At 53.4% G+C, this 19,657-nt stretch carries 18 protein-coding genes; 8 read left to right on the top strand and 10 right to left on the bottom strand.

Annotation, left to right across the window (positions count from 1 at the left end; translation table 11 throughout):
• Positions 1 to 68: 68 nt before the first annotated feature.
• Positions 69 to 905: an NAD(P)H-hydrate dehydratase gene (locus GALF_RS02645; protein WP_013292509.1), complete on the top strand. Its 837-nt coding sequence runs from the start codon at positions 69 to 71 to the stop codon at positions 903 to 905.
• 14 nt (positions 906 to 919) lie between these two features.
• Positions 920 to 1,675: a fused MFS/spermidine synthase gene (locus GALF_RS02640; protein ID WP_013292508.1), complete on the top strand. Its 756-nt coding sequence runs from the start codon at positions 920 to 922 to the stop codon at positions 1,673 to 1,675.
• A gap of 474 nt (positions 1,676 to 2,149) precedes the next feature.
• On the opposite strand, the gene GALF_RS02635 is transcribed toward GALF_RS02640, so the two are convergent.
• The 3 genes from GALF_RS02635 to GALF_RS02625 are packed head-to-tail and all read right to left on the bottom strand — an operon-like array spanning position 2,150 to position 5,087.
• Entirely contained in the window at positions 2,150 to 3,025 is an 876-nt protein-coding gene (locus GALF_RS02635) for a response regulator (protein WP_013292507.1), read from the bottom strand.
• A gap of 22 nt (positions 3,026 to 3,047) precedes the next feature.
• Positions 3,048 to 3,947, bottom strand: coding sequence for a response regulator (locus GALF_RS02630; protein WP_013292506.1), 900 nt, complete (start codon positions 3,945 to 3,947; stop codon positions 3,048 to 3,050).
• Between the two features lie 15 nt (positions 3,948 to 3,962).
• Complete coding sequence (locus GALF_RS02625; RefSeq protein ID WP_013292505.1) at positions 3,963 to 5,087, bottom strand: response regulator transcription factor; 1,125 nt, start codon at positions 5,085 to 5,087, stop codon at positions 3,963 to 3,965.
• A gap of 170 nt (positions 5,088 to 5,257) precedes the next feature.
• Between GALF_RS02625 and GALF_RS14770 the strand changes: the two genes are divergently transcribed.
• The gene (locus GALF_RS14770) at positions 5,258 to 5,863 is read left to right on the top strand and encodes a response regulator (protein WP_013292504.1); all 606 of its coding nucleotides are present in this window, start codon (positions 5,258 to 5,260) and stop codon (positions 5,861 to 5,863) included.
• 47 nt (positions 5,864 to 5,910) lie between these two features.
• Here GALF_RS14770 and GALF_RS02615 read toward each other — a convergent pair whose 3' ends face one another.
• Positions 5,911 to 6,435: a cytochrome b gene (locus GALF_RS02615; RefSeq protein ID WP_013292503.1), complete on the bottom strand. Its 525-nt coding sequence runs from the start codon at positions 6,433 to 6,435 to the stop codon at positions 5,911 to 5,913.
• Positions 6,436 to 6,716: 281 nt separating this feature from the next.
• On the opposite strand from GALF_RS02615, the gene GALF_RS02610 reads away from it, so the two are divergent.
• The 5 genes from GALF_RS02610 to GALF_RS02590 all read left to right on the top strand — a co-directional run bounded on the left by GALF_RS02610 (position 6,717) and on the right by GALF_RS02590 (position 11,728).
• Complete coding sequence (locus tag GALF_RS02610; protein ID WP_013292502.1) at positions 6,717 to 7,637, top strand: branched-chain amino acid transaminase; 921 nt, start codon at positions 6,717 to 6,719, stop codon at positions 7,635 to 7,637.
• Between the two features lie 11 nt (positions 7,638 to 7,648).
• Entirely contained in the window at positions 7,649 to 7,843 is a 195-nt protein-coding gene (locus GALF_RS15200; RefSeq protein ID WP_013292501.1) for a zinc-finger domain-containing protein, read from the top strand.
• A gap of 43 nt (positions 7,844 to 7,886) precedes the next feature.
• Positions 7,887 to 8,894, top strand: a complete 1,008-nt coding sequence (gene waaF, locus GALF_RS02600; protein ID WP_013292500.1) for a lipopolysaccharide heptosyltransferase II — start codon at positions 7,887 to 7,889, stop codon at positions 8,892 to 8,894.
• 77 nt (positions 8,895 to 8,971) lie between these two features.
• Positions 8,972 to 10,321 carry a diguanylate cyclase domain-containing protein gene (locus tag GALF_RS02595; protein ID WP_013292499.1) on the top strand — a complete coding sequence of 450 codons (1,350 nt, stop codon included), beginning with the start codon at positions 8,972 to 8,974 and terminating at the stop codon, positions 10,319 to 10,321.
• A 30-nt stretch (positions 10,322 to 10,351) separates the two neighbouring features.
• Positions 10,352 to 11,728 carry a phosphomannomutase/phosphoglucomutase gene (locus tag GALF_RS02590; RefSeq protein WP_013292498.1) on the top strand — a complete coding sequence of 459 codons (1,377 nt, stop codon included), beginning with the start codon at positions 10,352 to 10,354 and terminating at the stop codon, positions 11,726 to 11,728.
• Between the two features lie 223 nt (positions 11,729 to 11,951).
• Here GALF_RS02590 and alaS read toward each other — a convergent pair whose 3' ends face one another.
• The 6 genes from alaS to purF all read right to left on the bottom strand — a co-directional run bounded on the left by alaS (position 11,952) and on the right by purF (position 19,645).
• A complete protein-coding gene (gene alaS, locus GALF_RS02585; RefSeq protein ID WP_013292497.1) occupies positions 11,952 to 14,573 on the bottom strand; it encodes an alanine--tRNA ligase in 2,622 nt (873 codons plus the stop codon).
• 202 nt (positions 14,574 to 14,775) lie between these two features.
• Positions 14,776 to 15,255: a recombination regulator RecX gene (recX, locus tag GALF_RS02580; RefSeq protein WP_013292496.1), complete on the bottom strand. Its 480-nt coding sequence runs from the start codon at positions 15,253 to 15,255 to the stop codon at positions 14,776 to 14,778.
• Positions 15,239 to 16,315, bottom strand: a complete 1,077-nt coding sequence (gene recA / locus GALF_RS02575) for a recombinase RecA (RefSeq protein ID WP_013292495.1) — start codon at positions 16,313 to 16,315, stop codon at positions 15,239 to 15,241. The genes recX and recA overlap by 17 nt, the downstream gene beginning before the upstream one ends.
• A gap of 80 nt (positions 16,316 to 16,395) precedes the next feature.
• On the bottom strand, positions 16,396 to 16,887 hold the full coding sequence (gene pncC / locus GALF_RS02570; RefSeq protein ID WP_013292494.1) for a nicotinamide-nucleotide amidase: 492 nt from the start codon (positions 16,885 to 16,887) through the stop codon (positions 16,396 to 16,398).
• On the bottom strand, positions 16,887 to 18,062 hold the full coding sequence (locus tag GALF_RS02565) for an O-succinylhomoserine sulfhydrylase (RefSeq protein WP_013292493.1): 1,176 nt from the start codon (positions 18,060 to 18,062) through the stop codon (positions 16,887 to 16,889). The genes pncC and GALF_RS02565 overlap by 1 nt, the downstream gene beginning before the upstream one ends.
• 56 nt (positions 18,063 to 18,118) lie before the next feature.
• Complete coding sequence (purF, locus tag GALF_RS02560; RefSeq protein WP_013292492.1) at positions 18,119 to 19,645, bottom strand: amidophosphoribosyltransferase; 1,527 nt, start codon at positions 19,643 to 19,645, stop codon at positions 18,119 to 18,121.
• Positions 19,646 to 19,657 lie beyond the last annotated feature (12 nt).

Here is a 19,657-nt window from a genome sequence, read left to right as displayed (position 1 = left end):
TGAGAATAAAATTCGGGACGCGATTATACTATGCACTGCCGCTTACCTGAGCATTTAACGAACACAGCATGAATCCACAACACATTGATGAAAAACGGCTCGTAAAACGACTGCCGGCACGACCTTTGGACAGCCACAAGGGTTTATTCGGGAAGGTTGTGGTCATCGGTGGCGCCTCCGGCATGGCTGGCGCAGCTCTGCTGACGGCACGGGCGGCGCTAAAATCAGGTGCCGGCAGCGTGCATGTCGTCCTGCTGGCCGGCAATCCGCCCGCCGTTGATTTTTTACAACCGGAACTCATGCTGCATGATGCAGAATCCCCCCTGCCCCCCGCTACCGTAAGGGTTATCGGTTGCGGCATGGGCTGCGATGCGGTCGCACGAAACCTTTTGCAAGACTCGCTGCAAAGCCAGATCGCGCTGGTGCTCGATGCCGATGCGCTGAATTTAATCGCGTTGCATGCCGAATTGCGCGAATTACTTGCGCAGCGCAGTGCCCCCAGCGTGCTAACCCCGCACCCCGGGGAAGCCGCCCGACTGTTAGCCTGCAGCACGGCAGATATCCAGAGCAACCGCATGGCTTCCGTGCAGGAACTGGCTAAAATTTTCGCCTGCACCGTGCTTTTAAAAGGGGCCGGCAGCCTGTGTGCAACACAAGATGGCGTGTTCATCAATACAACCGGCAATCCGGGCATGAGCGGCCCCGGTATGGGCGATGTGCTCTCAGGCATCATCGCCGCCTTCATCGCCCAAGGGCTGAACACCGACGACGCGACATTACTGGCGGTATCCCTACACGGCGCTGCGGGCGATGCATTAGCAAAACAGCGCATTGCAATCGGCATGACCGCCTCAGAACTTACCGACCAGACGCGCCGACTGCTCAATCAGTGGCGTTCAATTTAATCACATCACTCACTATGACTACCCCTATCGACATCTCCGAAAAAGACGGCATCCGTTATCTGCACTTTGGTTCAAGCTGGGTACAAGGCGCCATGCGCATCAATCGTCCGTGGAATCTGGAACTGGAATACACCCAAGAAATGATGGCCTCTCTGCTGCTGCGCAACGAAGCTCGCTGGCCGCGCAAAATTCTACTGATCGGCCTGGGTGCCGCTTCCTTAACGAAATTCCTGTATCGCTATCGCCCCGATGCGCACCTGACCATCGTGGAAATAGAACCTGACGTTGTCGCCACCGCACGGCATTTTTTCAAGCTGCCGGAAGATGACAAGCGTATCCACATGATCATCGGCGATGGCGCGGAATTTGTGCTCGGCACCAACAAAAAATTCGACCTGATTCTGGTCGATGGCTTCAACGAACACGCGCACCCGGGTCAACTCAACAGTCTGCCGTTTTATCAGGCCTGCAGGAGCTGCCTGTCGGATCAGGGGGTCATGGCGGTCAATCTCTTGGGACTGTGTAAAGGCGTGCTGGGCGGCTTCGCACACATCCTTACCGCCTTCAATGAACGCGCGCTGTTATTCCCGTCCTGCCCGAGCGGCAACACCATCGCCTTCGCGACAGAAGGCGAACTGATCAATATCGATCTGGAGGATTTAAAAACGGCAGCGATCGCCTTGAAAGAAGATAGCGGACTGAATCTGCTGCCGACGCTGTCCCGGCTCGAAAAGGCCAAGATATGCAAAGATAACACCTTGACTATATAGAAAACATACAAGGTACACTGCTGCATGCAACTGCCAAACAGCGCATGCAAATTCAACGGCTGGTAGTAAAAGTCTACTGATAAGGCCACAAAACAGGCAGCCTGATAAAAACCCTTACCAAATAACAGGTTACCTTATCAACCCACACAGGCGTCCACAATGTTATCCACATAATATGTGGGTAACTATTAACGATTGATTTCGAATCAGGCACTTTAAGCGGCCGGCACCCAATCCTTCACCAGAAATCGTCCATCAACGCAAAAATTCTCCGCTGACAATTCGTAACAAGTTGATTAATAATCAAATATTTTTAACTAAAAAATTAAGCACACCGTTAAAAATCCTTTCCTGCCAACAGCTTAGCTACCCAATCCACACAACCACCCACAACCTTATCCACAGTTTTTGTGGGTAACTATTCAATCTCCTTCGCCACGAAGCTTAGCCGTCGCGTTAAATCAGACACCCCGACTACGATTGCAGCACCGCCTTGATATTACACTCGGCCGCAGCAAAGGCCACACTCACCTCACCGGGCATCGCCACACCATCCTCCATTGCCTGACACAACTCGCCCAAGCGCAGCGCCCCAACCGTACGCGCAGCGGACTTCAGCGCATGAGCCGCATGAACTGCCAACTCGCGATCCTCCCCGACATTGAGCATTTCATCTATGCGCATGCGCCCCTTGACCAGAAACTTTTCGAGCAAACGCCGACGCAGATCCGGCTTATCACCAATTAACCTGCTCAATGTTCCACCATCCCATACCGGATAATCAGCAACCCTTACAGGCAGTGGCATCCATTTGATCAACATGCGGCCTAACTCATCCAGAAGCAACGGTTTCGACAGATAGTCGTCCATACCCTGCGCAATACAGCGTTCAGACACGCCTTGCATGGCGTCCGCCGTCACAGCGATGATAGGCAATCGGATACCGGCAGGCTCTTCACGACGAATCGCAGCGGTCAGTTCAAAACCGTCCGTATTGGGCATATGACAATCAGTAAGCAACAGGGCATAACGTTCGCTGCGCCACATTGCGAGCGCAGTTGCACCGTCACAAGCCGCTTCAGTCACATAACCCAACAGTTCGAGCTGCGCTTGCAGCATATCAAGATTAATTTCATCGTCTTCCGCGATTAAAATCAGATGCCTTCCCGCCAGTGCAACCGGCACACATTCAGAATTTTTGAGATTTTTAAAATCAGGTTCATCCCCCCTTATATTAGAAGGATGAGCCGATATCCGAACATCAGACTCAGCGGAAGTCTGTATGCAAATAGCCTGTGCCAGATTTACATCATCAGCCTGATGCAACTTGAAAAAAGGAGGCTTCATCATCGGGTTAATTTTCTCATTCAGATTAACTGCTACGCTGGCTGCCTGCAAAAAACACGCTGGCAACCACACAATTACCGCACCCTAAATATTCAAGTCGATCGAAACTGGTCGCCTTCGATAGGGCAATTCCACGCCCGTTCAAGTCAAATATGCGCTCATCACTAAATTCCAGATAGGATTGCCAGTTAAACCCGGCTCCCTGATCCGTGATGGTCACAACAACGGCCGTGTCGGTTTTGGCTAGCGCTACCTGCACCCGGCGTGCCGCGTAGGGGGCTCGCGAAAGTCGGGCATCAATTTCCTCGCACCAGCAGTCTTCGCGCAACAGGTGATTTTTCTCAGCATAGGTAATACCGAGATTGCCGTGTTCGACCGCATTAACCAGCAATTCAGAATACCCCCTCAAAGTACGCCCGGGATCACCGCTCGCCTTCGCTAACTGTAACGCGAGCACGCGGGCTTCACTGAGCGTGCGGTAACTAAAATTCTGCTGATCCGTTTGATTGTCTTTTTGATCCATCAGCGCATACAACTCGCGGCCAGCACGGGATTCTTCCAGCGCAGTTTTAACAACCAGATTTAGCACATCTTCGCTGACAGGCTTGCTTAAATAATAACTGGCACCCGTCGCAAGGCCCTCTAAGAAATCCTGCTGAGCATCTTCAGCCGTGAGCATAATGACAGGCAATTTTTCGAATCGGGAATCCGACCGCATTCGCTGCAACAAACCCATCCCGTCAAGCCGAGGCATGTTCCTATCAAGCAGAATCAGATCATACAATGCCGGATTTTCATCTACTTTCTCCCAGGCGACTAAACCATCTTTGGCCGTATCGACCGTAAAATCGAACCTGGCCAGCACATCCCCAGTCAAAGACAGCAGGAATTCATCGTCATCCACAATGAGTATATTTGCAATCAATCGCCGCCTCACAGATTAATTGCGCGCCTTATCAAGTTGCTCAAGGATGCACTCCATATGCTCATCAATTTCCAACCCTTCGTCGTACAGCGCTTTTGCCTGCAAGATCGCGGTCTCGAGCATGCTAGCCAATTCTTCCTCCTGCGACTGAGTAATTCCTATCGTTAACATCGCCTGATCGAATTTCTTTTGCAGCTCCAGAAATATCCTGCTGCTTCTAATCTCCTGATTGCGATGGCGTTGATCAATGCGCTGCAGTGCCTGATGTGTACGTTCCAGCAACATTTTATTAGCGGCATGCTGCCTAACAACTTCAGCGCTGCTCTCAATAGAGTCGACCCGCGCATTAGCACCTTCCGCCAACCAGGCTAGATTGTCCTTCATGCGTCCATGTCGCTCAGGATCATCGCGAGAGTTGCTCTTCACGATAATGGTAATGTGCTCATAACTGCATGACGTACGGGAACCGAACTCAAACAGTCGCGCCTGAAGCGACATATTAGTCAACACCGACTCCTCCAGCGGCGAACAAGGTCCGTTAGACGACAGGGCAACAGAACCCTGCCGCCCGTGAATTTTAACGCTAGCCTCAAAACCGTAAGCACACAGCGTATTCAAGACTTCGCGGCACAGGCTCTCATAATCCGGACAGCTAAAACTATTGCGCATAAATTGCAGTACCGCCCCCATCTCCGCAGAACTCGACATCGCCGTCATCGCCGTGGAAAAAGCACTTGAAAGATCCGTCTTAAGACGCTGACGCGCAGTACGATGGGCCAGCGCCAGTTTAATTTTTGAGCGCAACTCATCAACTGATACCGGCTTAGTCAGATAATCATCGCCACCTGCCTCGTAGCCTGCCAAACGGTCTTCATCGCTGAGCCTGCCCGAGAGAAAAATAATCGGCAACTCGCCTATCGCATGATCTTCACGCAAGGTGCGACAAACTTCGTAGCCTGACATTCCTGGCATCTCGACGTCGAGCAACAACAAACAAGGTTCTGCCTTAACAATTGTCTCCAACGCCGCGGCACCACTCTCAACATGCCGTATATCGTATTCTGAAGCCAACATTTCCACCGTCACAAGTGCTGAAAATTCATCATCATCAATTAGGAGTATGTAAGGTTTGTCGTTCATGATTAATCCTTTATGTGACACATTAGAACCTCCAGATGGACGCTCAGTAATTTAACGCCCAAATTAACCCCAATAATAAAAGTTCTTTTCACCTATGCCTATTAGCCATATGGCTACTAGTTCGCAAATTTATATGGCAAAATAAGGCGTGATGACAATGCGTAAAATGTATGACTATTTTTGAAACGATGCGTCCGCACTTTGAATCGCTCACCCAGCGCCAAAGAGAGATCGCCCGTCTGCTGGTGAGCGGCATGACTAATCTCGAAGTTGCCGGGCAACTTTGCATATCAGTCCACACCATCAAGGCGCACCGCGCCGAAATCATGAGCCGGATGCAGGTGAATTCATTTGCCGAACTGGTTAATCAGTTCAACAGACTCACACCACCGCTGCCGCTCACGACCCCGTTACATGTCATCGTGGTTGAAGATGACGAGTGGTACCGGGATTATTTAACAGACAATCTGAACGAACGCGGCTACAGCAGCATCGGCGTCGTCGATGGGGAAGGTCTGCGCGCAGCCTGGGCTCAAAAGCCAGCCGATGTCGTCATTTTGGATATCGAACTCGGACAGGGCAAGGAAAATGGACTGGCGCTTGCCACGCGCATCCTGTCCAATTGTCCGTGCGGCATCATCATGGTGACCGCCAAGGGCGCGCAGGATGAACGGCTCGAAGGCTTAAGCACCGGAGCGGATGCCTATTTCGCTAAACCGGTCAACATCGACGAACTGTCCATTACCATCACCAACTTAGCTCGCAGACTGCGTTAATAAAAAAGGACACCGAAGTGTCCTTTTTTATTAACGTGCAATACGGGCTACTTGCGACGCGGCAACATGCGTTCCATCAACCCGTCTTTCGCGATGAACTGATGCTTGATCGCACCCAGCACATGCACAATCGCCAACAAAATCAGCGTTGTGACCAGCACTTCATGTACCTCATGTGCAAAGACATGCTCATAACCACCATCCACAGGCAACAGACTCGCATCGCCAGACAACAGGGCTTTACCCGCATCGCTGCTGGCAATCGTGATCATGCCGCTTACCGGCAACAGGAACAGCACGGTATACAGCGTATGGTGGATACCTTTGGCCAGTTTATCCATCGCCGTATCGCCCATGGCAGGCGGCGTGCCGTCCTGACGGCGAAAAAGTAGACGCAGAACGGTCAGCAGCAACACCGAACCACCCACGATACCGTGAACCAGATACCCCGCGATGGTGGCCTGACTTTCATCTGTCGCTTCTGCTAACTCTTCCCCCAAAAACCACGCAGCGACAAGCAATGCCAGCGTCAGCCAGTGTACGAGTATCATGCGATTACTATATTGCGTCATACCATTCCCCCTTAAATTTGACAGAACCTCTCTGACTAATACCTAAGCAGATAAGTTCCCTGTTTGTGACCGGTGCGAAATTTACCTTAAATGAACACTGCGAACAACTACGAGTTAACTTTAGCCCCCCACCGAAAGGAACAGCCGTTTAATCAAAGATACGCTTCCGCCCGCGTATAACCGAAAAAACAGTTTTCCGTCCGGCTTCGCAGGCATGCAAAAAGTCCGCGAGGCTGCTAGAATCCAACCTTTGCAACCGACCCATCTTAAGGAATACGAATATGTCCATGTCCGACCGCGACGGTTTTATCTGGCACGACGGCAAACTTGTGCCCTGGCGCGATGCTACCACCCATGTACTGACCCATACCCTGCACTACGGCATGGGGGTATTCGAAGGGGTACGCGCCTATAAGGCTGCGGAAGGCACGGCGATTTTCAGACTGCGCGAGCATACCGAACGCCTGTTCAATTCGGCACATATCTTTCAGATGAAGATGCCGTATGACAAAGAAACAATCATGGAAGCACACCGCGAAGTCGTGCGCTCCAACAAACTCGAATCCTGCTATATCCGTCCGATTTGCTTCTATGGATCCGAAGCGATGGGCATTGCTGCAACCACCCTATCCACTCACGTGGCCATTGCCGCCTGGCCGTGGGGCGCCTATCTGGGTGACGAAGGCATGCAAAAGGGTATACGTGTCAAGACATCCAGTTTCACCCGTCACCATGTCAACGTCAACATGTGCCGCGCAAAGTCGGTGACAACCTACGCCAATTCGATTCTCGCGCATCAGGAAGTCGCCAACGACGGTTACGACGAAGCGCTGTTACTGGATGTGGACGGCTATGTGGCTGAAGGCGCGGGCGAAAACCTGTTCATCGTGAAAAAGGGCCGCCTCTATACGCCGGATTTAACGTCCTGCTTAGAAGGAATTACCCGCGACTCCGTCATCACGCTGGCCAAAGAAATGGGCATCGAAGTGATTGAAAAGCGTATCACGCGCGATGAAATTTATTGTGCAGAAGAAGCCTTCTTTACCGGCACGGCAGCGGAAGTGACCCCGATCCGCGAACTGGATCAACGCCAGATTGGTGCGGGTTCACGCGGCCCGATTACCACTTTGCTGCAGCAGGCATTCTTCGATTGCGTGGCAGGAAGACACCCGAACCATACCGACTGGCTGGACTACGTTTAAGGAGAAATAGCGTGAGCACAATCACCCATCGTCAAATCGACGTCACCGCGCACGACCTGCCACTGACCTGCCCGATGCCCTCTGCCAAGCTGTGGAACGCGCATCCCAGAGTGGCGTTGGCACTCGATGGTGAGGGCGAGGCGCACTGCCCGTATTGCGGCACCCTGTATAAGTTTAAAGGCGAACGCCCCAAGTCTCACCACTAGCAGGTTCTGCCGTGCAATCGGCAACACTCGGGAATACATCAGCATGCATAAAATTTTAGTCATCGGGCCCAGCTGGGTAGGCGATTGCATGCTGATGCAGCCGATGCTGATGCGACTGAAACAACGCCATCCGGGGTGCCTGATCGATGTACTGGCCCCGGCCTGGACGGCGGGATTACTGCACGCGTTACCCGAAGTCAATCAGGCCATCGTCAATCCCTTCGGTCACGGCGCGTTAAATATCAAAGAACGCTACCGGCTGGGCGTTGAGCTGCGAGCCGGCCAATACGATCAGGCTATCGTACTACCTAATTCGCTCAAATCCGCACTGATACCTTTTTTCGCCAACATTCCGCTACGCACCGGTTTCGTTGGTGAGCTGCGCTACGGCCTGCTCAACGATGCCCGTCCACTCAACAAACACCATCTGCCGCTAATGGTAGAGCGTTTCGCCGAACTGGCTGAAGATCGCTTCGGCATCATACCGCGCCCGCTGGCGAATCCGAAGTTGAGCGTATCCGCAGCACAGCGCGATACCACTCTCACTAAGCTCGGTCTCACGCTCGAAAAACCCGTTGCTGTATTTTGTCCTGGGGCAGAATACGGCCCCGCCAAACGCTGGCCGATCGCTTATTTTGCCGAAATCGCCCAGCGCCTGCACGCGCAAGGGTATGCAGTCTGGTTAGTCGGCTCGAATAAAGATCGTGAAGTGGCAGAAAAAATAGTCGCCCTCGGCAACCCTGACACCCGCAATCTTTGTGGCAGCACCGATTTGAGCGATGCCATCGCGCTGCTCTCGGTGGCAACACTCGTGATCAGCAACGACTCCGGCCTGATGCATCTAGCCGCCGCGCTCGATCGGACACTGATCGCCCTGTTTGGCTCGAGCAGCCCGGAGTTCACCCCGCCGCTGTCCAATTCCGCGCAAGTCGTCAAACTGGACATCAAATGCAGCCCTTGTTTTAAGCGCGAATGTCCGCTGGGGCATTTCAACTGCATGAATCACCTCACCCCCGATCTAGTGTGGCAAAAAATACATCCTGTGCTGTAAGCTAAACCTGTCAGTTGGCCCTGACCTGAAGATACGACAACCCCATTTGTAACTCATCACAGTAATGAAAGTTGAGCATGAGTGACAACTCCGTCTTGAGTGTAAAAATTCTCGCCGTTGAAGACGATACCGGTGACTATGGATTGATACGGGTCTACCTGCGCATGGCAGGTTATATCCAGAATATCGTTCCTGATCCGGTGACCTGGGTGACGACCTTAGCACAGGCTGAACAGCAGGTCGTGCTCGACCGGCCCGATATCATCCTGCTCGATCTGAGTCTGCCCGATTCATTCGGCATCAGCACGGTTAAACGCATGCGCATGCTGTTGCCCACCGTGCCTATCATCGTACTGTCCGGTAATAACGACAACGATATTGCGCTTGCCGCCTTAGAAGAAGGGGCACAGGACTATGTCATTAAGGGACAATACGAACACAATGCCCTCGGCAAGGCCATTTCACACGCACTGATACGCGCAAAACTGGAAGCCAAACTGATTGAAAGTGAATTTCGCTGGAAATTCGCCATTGAAGGTTCAGGGGACGGCCTGTGGGATTGGGACGTCGCACAAAACATCGTATTCTATTCCGAACGCTGGAAACAGATGCTAGGCTACGCCGAAAACGAAGTTGGCAACGGTCTGGATGAATGGGAGATGCGTATCCACCCCGATGACAAAGCTGGCACCCTCGCATCCGTTCAAGCCTATCTCACAGGAAAATCCTCCAGCTATCTGAGCGAGCACCGCGTACTCAGTAAAGATGGCGATTATAAATGGATACTGGATCGCGGCATGGTAGTCGCACGTGACGCGGAGGGGCATCCGATACGACTGATCGGCACGCACACCGACATTACCGAACGCAAACGAATGGAAGATCAGGTCAGACAATTGGCCTTCTACGACCCGCTGACCCAGCTTCCCAACCGTCGTCTGCTCAATGACAGACTCAGCCGGGCCATGTCGGCCGGAAAACGCAGCGGCGGCTATGGCGCGTTAATGTTCCTCGACTTGGATAATTTCAAGCCCATCAACGACACCCATGATCACATACTGACAATAGAAGCCGCAAACCGTTTGCGGGCCTGTGTGCGGGAAATAGATACGGTGGCCCGTTTCTGTGGCGATGAGTTTGTCGTCATGCTCAGCGAACTGGATACGAACGAACAGGCCTCGACTATCGAAGCGACCCGCGTTGCGGAAAAAATTCTCGCCTGCCTGTCCACACCGTATCAGTTGACCGTCAAACACGAGGGGCAGCCTGACACAGAGGTAGAATATCATTGCACGACCAGTATCGGTCTGGTTCTTTTTCTAGGCCATGAAATCTGCCAAGATGACATCATCATCTGCGCCAATGCGGCGATGTATCAGGCTAGGCATGCAGGACGAAATACCATTCGCTTTTACCAAGCGGAATAACCGGCAACGATAACAACGAGCACCAAGTCGATGAACACTATACAGCGAGAAATTTTTAAAGCCTATGACATCCGCGGCATCGTCGGGAAGACACTAACCTCCTGCGTCGTTGAAGCCATAGGACACGCCATCGGTTCTGAAGCTATTGCACGCAATCAGCACACCATCGTGATTGGCCGCGACGGCCGCCTGTCCGGCCCGCAACTGAGTCAAGCACTTGCACGCGGCATCCAAAAAAGTGGCATTGACGTCATCGACATCGGCTGTGTGACAACGCCGATGGCCTATTTCGCCGCTTTCCATCTAAACACCGATTGTTGCGTGGTGCTGACCGGCAGCCACAACCCGCCCGACTACAACGGTTTAAAAATCGTACTGGCTGGCGAGACGTTATTCGGTGAGGCGATACAGGCGTTGCGCTGCCGCATCGAACAAAACGATTTAACAGCAGGCTGCGGCAGTTACAGCCTGCAAGACATCAGCGCTGCTTATCTCAGCCGCATCGCCTGTGACGTTAAACCGGCGCGACCGATGAAGCTTACCGTCGACTGCGGCAACGGTGTGGCGGGGGCGTATGCCGCCGAGCTTTACCGCCAACTGGGCTGCGAGGTCGTGGAACTGTATTGCGAAGTGGATGGCCATTTCCCCAACCACCATCCCGATCCGTCTATACCCGAAAATCTGCAAGACCTCATTGCTGCCGTCAAATCCAACGGCAGCGAACTGGGGCTTGCATTCGACGGCGATGGCGATCGCCTGGGCGTAGTCACACGGACCGGTGACATCATCTATCCAGATCGTCAGCTGATGTTGTTTGCCGCCGATATGTTAAGCCGCAATCAGGGCGCGACCGTCATCTTCGATATCAAATCGACCCGCCATCTGTTCGACTGGGTAAGATCGCACGGCGGCGTGCCTATCATCTGGAAAACCGGCCATTCGCTAATCAAGGCGAAGATGCGTGAAACCGGCGCCCAGCTTGCGGGTGAAATGACCGGTCACCTGTTCTTTCAAGAACGCTGGTATGGCTTCGATGACGGACTCTATGCGGGCGCACGACTTTTGGAAATCTTAAGCAATGGCGCAGATCCTTCCGCTGTCCTTAACGCGCTGCCCGATTCATGCAGCACGCCTGAACTGCACATCAAGACGCGGGAAGGTGAAAATCATGCACTGCTGGCTGAACTAAATAAAAACGCCCGTTTCACCGATGCGCTGGAGATCATCACGATAGACGGGCTGCGCGTCGAGTATAAAGACGGCTTCGGCTTAGCGAGAGCCTCCAATACCACACCCGCCATCGTGTTGCGCTTCGAGGCCGAAACAGAATCCGCACTGCTGCGCATTCAGCACGAATTCCGCCGCCTGCTTATTCAGGCCGCGCCCAATCTAAAATTGCCGTTCTAAATAAAAGAGGCATCCGGTTAAGGATGCCTCTTTTAAATTTCAGATGCGACAAGTTTACAGCTTGCTACGCACCCAGTCAGGTACAGACGCCAAGGCCGCCGCAAGATGCTCCGGTTGCGTGCCACCTGCTTGCGCCATTCCGGTGCGGCTGCGACACGTTACTGATGAAGCATCGCTTCATCAGCCGTTTGCGGGAGCAGCCAGCGAGGCCGGACTCGCCAATCTATAACTTGTTGCGAACCCAGTCCGTGACAGAAGCCAGCGCAGCGGCTAGATGCTCCGGTTGCGTGCCACCCGCCTGCGCCATGTCCGGCCTGCCGCCGCCTTTACCGCCGACTTTCTGTGCTGCCATATTCACCAGTTCGCCGGCTTTCACCTTGGCCGTCTGATCTGCCGTGACACCCGCAATCAACGCGACCTTACCGTCAGTCACCGACGCCAGCAAAATGACAGCCGATTTGAGCTTATCCTTCAACTTGTCCAGTGTCTCGCGCAAGATCGCCGCATCCGCCCCCGGCAATAAGGCGGCCAGTACTTTGACGCCGTTAATATCCTGTGCCTGAGCCACCAGTTCGTCACCCTGAGCCGAGGCCAGCTTGGATTTGAGCGCAGTCAATTCTTTTTCAAGCGACTTCTGGTGATCGAGCAATTGCGCAATACGGCCTGCAGCCTCATGAGGCTGCGCCTTCACCGCATCCGCAACCGCGCGCAACTGGCGCTGCTGCATCTGGATCAGATCGAGTGCCCCCTCACCGGTGACCGCCTCAATACGACGAACCCCTGCCGCAACACCGCTTTCACTGACAATCTTGAACAGCCCGATATCCCCCGTACGTGCAACGTGCGTACCGCCGCACAGCTCAATCGAGCTACCGATATTCAGCACACGCACTTCATCGCCGTATTTCTCGCCGAACAGCATCATCGCGCCGGTCTGCTGCGCATCTTCTATCCCCATTACGCGTGACTGGCTCGCCGCATTGGAGAGTATCTCCGCATTGACGATGAACTCGACCCTTAAAACTTCGCTATCCGTCACCGGCTGGCTGTGCACAAAGTCGAAGCGCGTTTTATCCGCATCGACTTGCGACCCCTTCTGCTGCACATGAGCGCCCAGCACCTCCCTTAATGCTTTATGCATCAGATGGGTCACCGAGTGATTACGCTCCGTCGCACGGCGCGCCGCCATGTTCACGCGCGCCTGAACGCCATTACCGACCAGCAGTTTTCCTGTTTTTAACACACCGTGGTGACCGAACACCGCAGCCTGAATTTTTTGCGTATCTTCCACCGCGAAGATGCCGTGCGAACCGCGCAACTCGCCCGAGTCGCCCGTCTGACCGCCTGACTCGGCGTAGAAAGGGGTGTTATCCAGCACGACGACACCGGTGTCGCCCTCATTGAGTTCGCCAACCGACACACCGTCTTTATACAGCGCCAGTACGCAGCCTGCATGTTCGAGGGTCTCATAACCATGAAACAGCGTCGCAGGCCCTTCATATTCAAGATTAGCCGCCATCTTGAATTTGCCAGCCGCACGCGCCTGTTGTTTTTGCTGCGCCATTGCGGCATCGAAGGCGGCGACATCGACGGTCACGCCGTGTTCGCGGCATACGTCTGCGGTCAAATCGACTGGAAAACCGAAGGTATCATGCAGTTTGAAAGCCGTTTCCCCGTTAAAGACGGTGTTGCCGGCCTGTTTCATCGCAAGTAAATCAGCTTCTAAGATCGCCATGCCGTTTTCGATGGTGGCAAAGAAGCGCTCTTCTTCCAGTTTCAATACGCCCTTCACGCGATCCTGAGCCGCAGTAAGTTCAGGATAGGCCACCCCCATTTGTGCAACCAGATCCGGCACCAGCTTGTAGAAAAATGCCTCGCGCGCGCCCAGCTTATAGCCGTGACGAATCGCCCGACGGATGATACGGCGCAGCACGAAACCGCGACCTTCATTGCCGGGAATCACGCCGTCTGCAATCAGGAACGAACAGGCACGGATGTGATCGGCCAGCACTTTCAGGGAAGGCGAATCCATATCGCTGCAATTCGTCTCACGCGCTGCAGCATTGATCAGTGCCTGAAACAGGTCAATTTCATAGTTAGCATGCACATGCTGCAACACCGCCGAAATACGTTCCAGCCCCATACCGGTATCGACCGACGGTTTAGGCAGCGGATGCATCACGCCCGCCTCATCGCGATTGAACTGCATAAAGACGTTATTCCAGATTTCGATGAAACGGTCACCATCTTCTTCCGGTGTACCGGGCAGCCCGCCAGAAATATGTTCGCCGTGATCGTAGAAAATCTCGGTACAAGGGCCGCAAGGGCCGGTATCGCCCATCATCCAGAAATTATCCGATGCGTAGCGCGCGCCTTTGTTGTCGCCGATACGAATGACGCGGGAAGCTTCGAGCCCCATCTCTTTGGTCCAGATATCGTAAGCCTCGTCGTCCTCGGCATACACCGTGACGTAAAGACGCTCTTTAGGCAGTTTGAATACCTCGGTGAGCAATTCCCACGCAAAAGAAATCGCATCGCGCTTGAAATAATCGCCGAAGCTAAAATTGCCCAGCATTTCGAAAAAAGTATGGTGTCGTGCGGTATAGCCGACGTTTTCCAAGTCGTTGTGCTTACCGCCTGCTCTGACGCATTTCTGGCTGGATGCCGCGCGCACATAGGGACGCTTATCAAAGCCTAAAAATACGTCTTTAAACTGGTTCATTCCCGCGTTGGTGAACAACAGGGTAGGATCATCATGCGGCACCAGCGAGCTGGAGGCGACGATCGCATGGCCTTTTGAGGCGAAAAAGTCTAAAAACTGCTGGCGGATTTCACTGCTTTTCATAATTTTCATCCATCACTGATCGTAGCTGGCATGCGCGCACACCGGACAAGGTGCGCATCATACCATCCGGCACGCTTTTCGAGCCACTGGGAAAAGTAGGTCTTAACGATCGAAGCTGTTTTCTACACCTGACGCTGTAGAGGCTCTGCTGAACTTGGGTGGTTGAAAAGAAAACGATCACCATGAATAACGACGGTCATGATCAATTCTCTTCGTCAGTCGCTTGCAATACCTTGAAAATGACATCAAAACCGAAACCGCGCGATTGCAAGAAGCGCATCTGTTTTGCTTTTTCCTTTGCATCATGAGGCAGTATGCCGAATTTTCGCTGCCAGACATCGCGGGCCGTATCAAGCTCTGACTCCTTCAAGACAGGCAACGCCTCTGCGATCAGCTCTTCACTCAAGCCCTTCTGATGCATTTCATGGGTAATACGATGAGTACCGAAACGAGGACGTCTGGCATGCAGAATCTGCGTGGCAGCGCGCTCGTCGGATAAGTAGCCGGAGTCTACCAAGCCATCTAAGACAGATTCTAGATCAACGGGTTGCACTTGCTCAAAATCATCTTCGACCTGTGCGTAGGGTCGAAGTTTTGCCGCCAGTTCGGCACGGGTGTACTCGCGACGCGCCAGATATTGCAAGGCGCGCCCGCGTAAACTAATTTCAGGCCTTTTCTTCACCTGCCAGTGCCAATTTTTCAGCCGCTTTGGCTTTGGCGGCCGCCTTCGGGGACTCGCCGGCTTCGATTAGCGCAACGCCGACAAGGGTGCGAATCTTGTTTTCAATTTCGAACGCCATTTCCGAACGCGTACGCAAAAATTCACGCACATTGTCTTTGCCCTGACCGATTTTCTCGCCGTTGTAGCTGTACCACGAACCGGATTTTTCGATCAGCTTGTGCAATACGCCCAGATCAATAATTTCGCCTTCGCGGGATGTCCCTTCACCGTACAGGATATCGAACAAGGCTTCCTTGAATGGCGGTGCCACCTTGTTCTTGACGACTTTTACACGCGTCTCGTTACCGATGACCTCATCGCCCTTCTTGATCGCACCGATGCGGCGAATATCCAGACGTACCGACGCATAAAATTTCAGCGCATTGCCGCCGGTGGTCGTTTCAGGATTGCCGAACATCACGCCGATCTTCATACGCAACTGGTTGATAAAGATCACCAGCGTGTTGGAGCGTTTGATATTAGCCGTCAGCTTACGCAGCGCTTGCGACATCAATCGTGCATGCAACCCCATCTGCGAGTCACCCATTTCGCCTTCGATTTCAGCCTTTGGGGTTAACGCTGCAACCGAGTCGATGACCACCACATCCACAGAAGCTGAACGCACCAGCATGTCGGTAATTTCCAGCGCCTGCTCGCCATTGTCCGGCTGCGAAATCAACAGATCTTCAACCTTAACACCGAGCTTTTGAGCGTATTGCGGATCGAGTGCGTGTTCCGCATCGATAAATGCCGCCGTGCCGCCCAGCTTTTGCATTTCTGCGATAACTTGCAAGGCTAGCGTCGTTTTACCCGAGGACTCAGGACCGTAGATTTCGATCACGCGGCCGCGCGGCAAGCCGCCCACACCCAGCGCAATATCCAATCCCAATGAACCGGTCGATACCACCTGTATATCCTGCGCAACTTCGTTTTCACCCAGACGCATGATCGAGCCTTTGCCGAACTGCTTTTCGATCTGACTTAAAGCCGCCATCAACGCCTTGCTTTTATTCTCATCCATGGTGTATCCCTTCAAAATTAGTTCGCAGATTATGGCACATCAATTCGCTTCTGAACAGAACGATCGTTCTTTTTATGATTTTATGCCGTCTCGGTACGTTGATTCAGCATATCGATCACCCCTTGCAGGGCGATACGCACCGCTTGTGCGCGGACTTCGCTGCGGTTACCTGCGAGTTGATACCGCTGCGTCTGCATTACTGAATTTTTTATTCCCCATGCAAACCACACGGTACCGACCGGTTTGTCAGGCGTACCGCCATCAGGCCCCGCGATACCGCTGACGGCTAAGGCCAGCTGCGCAGCACTGTACCGCAGCGCTCCTGCAACCATCTCGCGCACCACTGCGTCAGATACGGCACCGTATTGTTCAAGCGTAGCGGCTTCAACGCCGAGCATCTGCTGCTTGGATAAATTTGAATAGGTCACAAATCCGCGCTCGAACCAAGCCGAGCTGCCGGCGATTTCGGTGATCGCCTGAGCGACACCGCCGCCAGTACAGGATTCAGCTGTCGCCAGCATCACACCATGCGATTTAAGCAATCCGCCGACCTGAGCGGCTAACACATCCATCAGACGTTTAAGCCGCGCGCCAGATCGTTTTGGATGTCGACGATCGCCTCTAATCCCACCGCGATGCGTATCAGTCCATCTGATATACCCGCAGCGGCACGCGCCTCAGGACTAATGCGGGCATGGGTCGTACTGGCCGAATGACAGATGGTGGTACGGGTATCGCCCAGATTGGCGGTAATCGACAGCAGTTTGGTATTGTCGATCACGCGCCATGCCGCCTCCTTGCCTCCCGCGACCTCGAAGGCGACGATGCCGCCGCCTGTTTTCTGCTGGCGCATCGCTAATTCATGCTGAGGATGCGAAGGCAGTCCGGGATAAAAAACCCGCGACACATTGGGCTGCGCTTCGAGCCAGCTTGCCAGCTGCAAGGCGGATGCCGAATGCGCATCCATACGAATCTTGAGTGTTTCCATGCCCTTTAAGAAAACCCAGGCGTTAAACGCACTCATGGTCGGACCCGTTGTGCGCAAAAATCCGTACACCCCTTCCATGTTCTTGCGACTGCCCAGCACCGCGCCGCCCAGCACACGCCCCTGTCCGTCCAGATATTTAGTCGCTGAATGAATCACAACATCAGCGCCCAGCTCAAGCGGGCGCTGCAAGATCGGTGTACAGAAACAATTATCCACCGCCAGCAGCGCGCCGCAGCCCTTGGCCACTTGTGAAATCGCTTTGATATCGGAAATTTCCGTCAGCGGATTGGACGGCGTTTCGAGAAAGAACAACCGGGTATTCGGACGCACCGCTGCCTGCCATTCGGTCACATCGGTTGCCGAAACATAGGTCGTCTCGACGCCGAATTTTTTGATGACGTTGTTAAACAGATTGACGGTCGAGCCGAACAGGCTTCGTGAGGCGACGATGTGATCGCCGGCCTTCAACAGGCCCATCACACACGCAAGGATCGCAGACATACCAGAGGCTGTGGCAACGCACTGTTCTGCTCCCTCCAGCGCTGCCAGCCGTTCTTCGAACATGGTGACCGTCGGATTCGTGAAGCGCGCGTAAATATTGCCCGGCTCCTCGCCGATGAAACGCGCGGCGGCCTGAGCCGCGCTGTCGAATACGAAGCTGGACGTTAAAAACATTGCCTCGGAATGCTCACCAAACTGGCTGCGCACGGTTCCGGCTCTGATGGCCAGCGTTTCAGGCTGATAGTTTTCTTCGTTCATATTGTCCCTACACGGTTTTTTGTTTTAACCACTTCCCACTTACGACTTGCCGCTCATCACATCGATGAAGCACTCATCGCCAGCTCCAGCTCCATCTGATCGTCGTCCGCCGATTTATTGGCTTTGCCAGCCGAACGTCCTCGCTCGACTTTATCAAGATAAGCCGGGGTAATATCTCCCGTAATATAAATACCGTCAAAACAGGAGGCTTCAAACTCGGCGATAGCCGGATTGGCCTTGCGCACCGAGGATTTCAAATCTTCCAGATCCTGATAGATTAACGCATCGGCGCCGATCTCACGGCAGATTTCCTCATCGGTACGGCCCGTTGCAATCAGCTCCGCGCGACTGGGCATATCGATACCATAGACGTTAGGGTAGCGTACCGGTGGCGCAGCGGATGCGAAATACACCTTCAGCGCACCGGCATCGCGCGCCATCTGAACAATCTCGCGACTGGTTGTGCCGCGCACGATGGAATCGTCCACCAGCAACACATTCTTGCCCTTGAACTCCAGACCGATCGCGTTAAGCTTCTGGCGCACCGACTTCTTGCGCATCGCCTGTCCCGGCATGATAAAGGTACGGCCGATATAGCGATTCTTGACAAATCCTTCGCGGAACAGAATATTCAGGCGGTTCGCCAGTTGCAGCGCGCTAGGACGGCTCGAATCGGGAATCGGGATGACCACGTCGATTTTGACATCCGGCCAGATACGCGCCAGTTTATCCGCCAGATATTCCCCCATGTACAGGCGCGACTCATGCACTGAAATGCCGTCGATGACCGAATCCGGACGCGAAAAATACACGTATTCAAAAATACACGGGCTTAACTGTGCATTATCACTGCACTGACGCGTGTATAGACGACCCTGGAAGTCGACAAACACAGCCTCACCGGGTGCGACATCGCGCAGAAATTTAAAACCCAGCGTATCGAGCGCAACGCTCTCCGATGCGATCAAATACTCATTACCTTCGGGCGTCTCATTGACACCGATCACCAGCGGGCGAATGCCGTAAATATCGCGAAACGCCAGCAAACCATAGCCTGCGATGATGGCAACCACCGCATAGGCACCTCGACAACGTTGATGCACACCCGACACAGCGGCAAAAATACTGTCCGCATCCAGACGCAATCCCTTGGATTTTGACTGCAACTCATGTGCCAACACGTTGAGCAGCACTTCGGAGTCTGAATTGGTGTTGACGTGACGCAAATCCTGTACAAAAAGCTGCTTCTTCAACTCTTCGGCGTTAGTCAGATTTCCATTGTGTCCCAATACAATACCAAATGGGGAATTCACATAAAACGGCTGCGCCTCGTTGTGATCTACCGCAGAACCGGCTGTCGGGTATCGGACATGTGCAATGCCGGTATTTCCCTGCAGCGCCCGCATATTGCGGGTGCGGAACACATCGCGTACCAGTCCATTGCCCTTATGCAAATGGATCGTATCGCCATCCATCGTTGCAATACCGGCAGCATCCTGACCACGATGCTGCAAAACTTGCAAACCATCATACAAAAGCTGATTGGCAGGCGAATACGAAACCACTCCGAGAATGCCACACATGTTGAGTTCCTT

Origin of the sequence: Gallionella capsiferriformans ES-2 (assembly GCF_000145255.1) — a bacterium.
Lineage (GTDB): Bacteria > Pseudomonadota > Gammaproteobacteria > Burkholderiales > Gallionellaceae > Gallionella > Gallionella capsiferriformans.
Note: the sequence above shows the minus strand (reverse complement) of the source record. Positions and strands in the feature narration are given on the sequence as shown.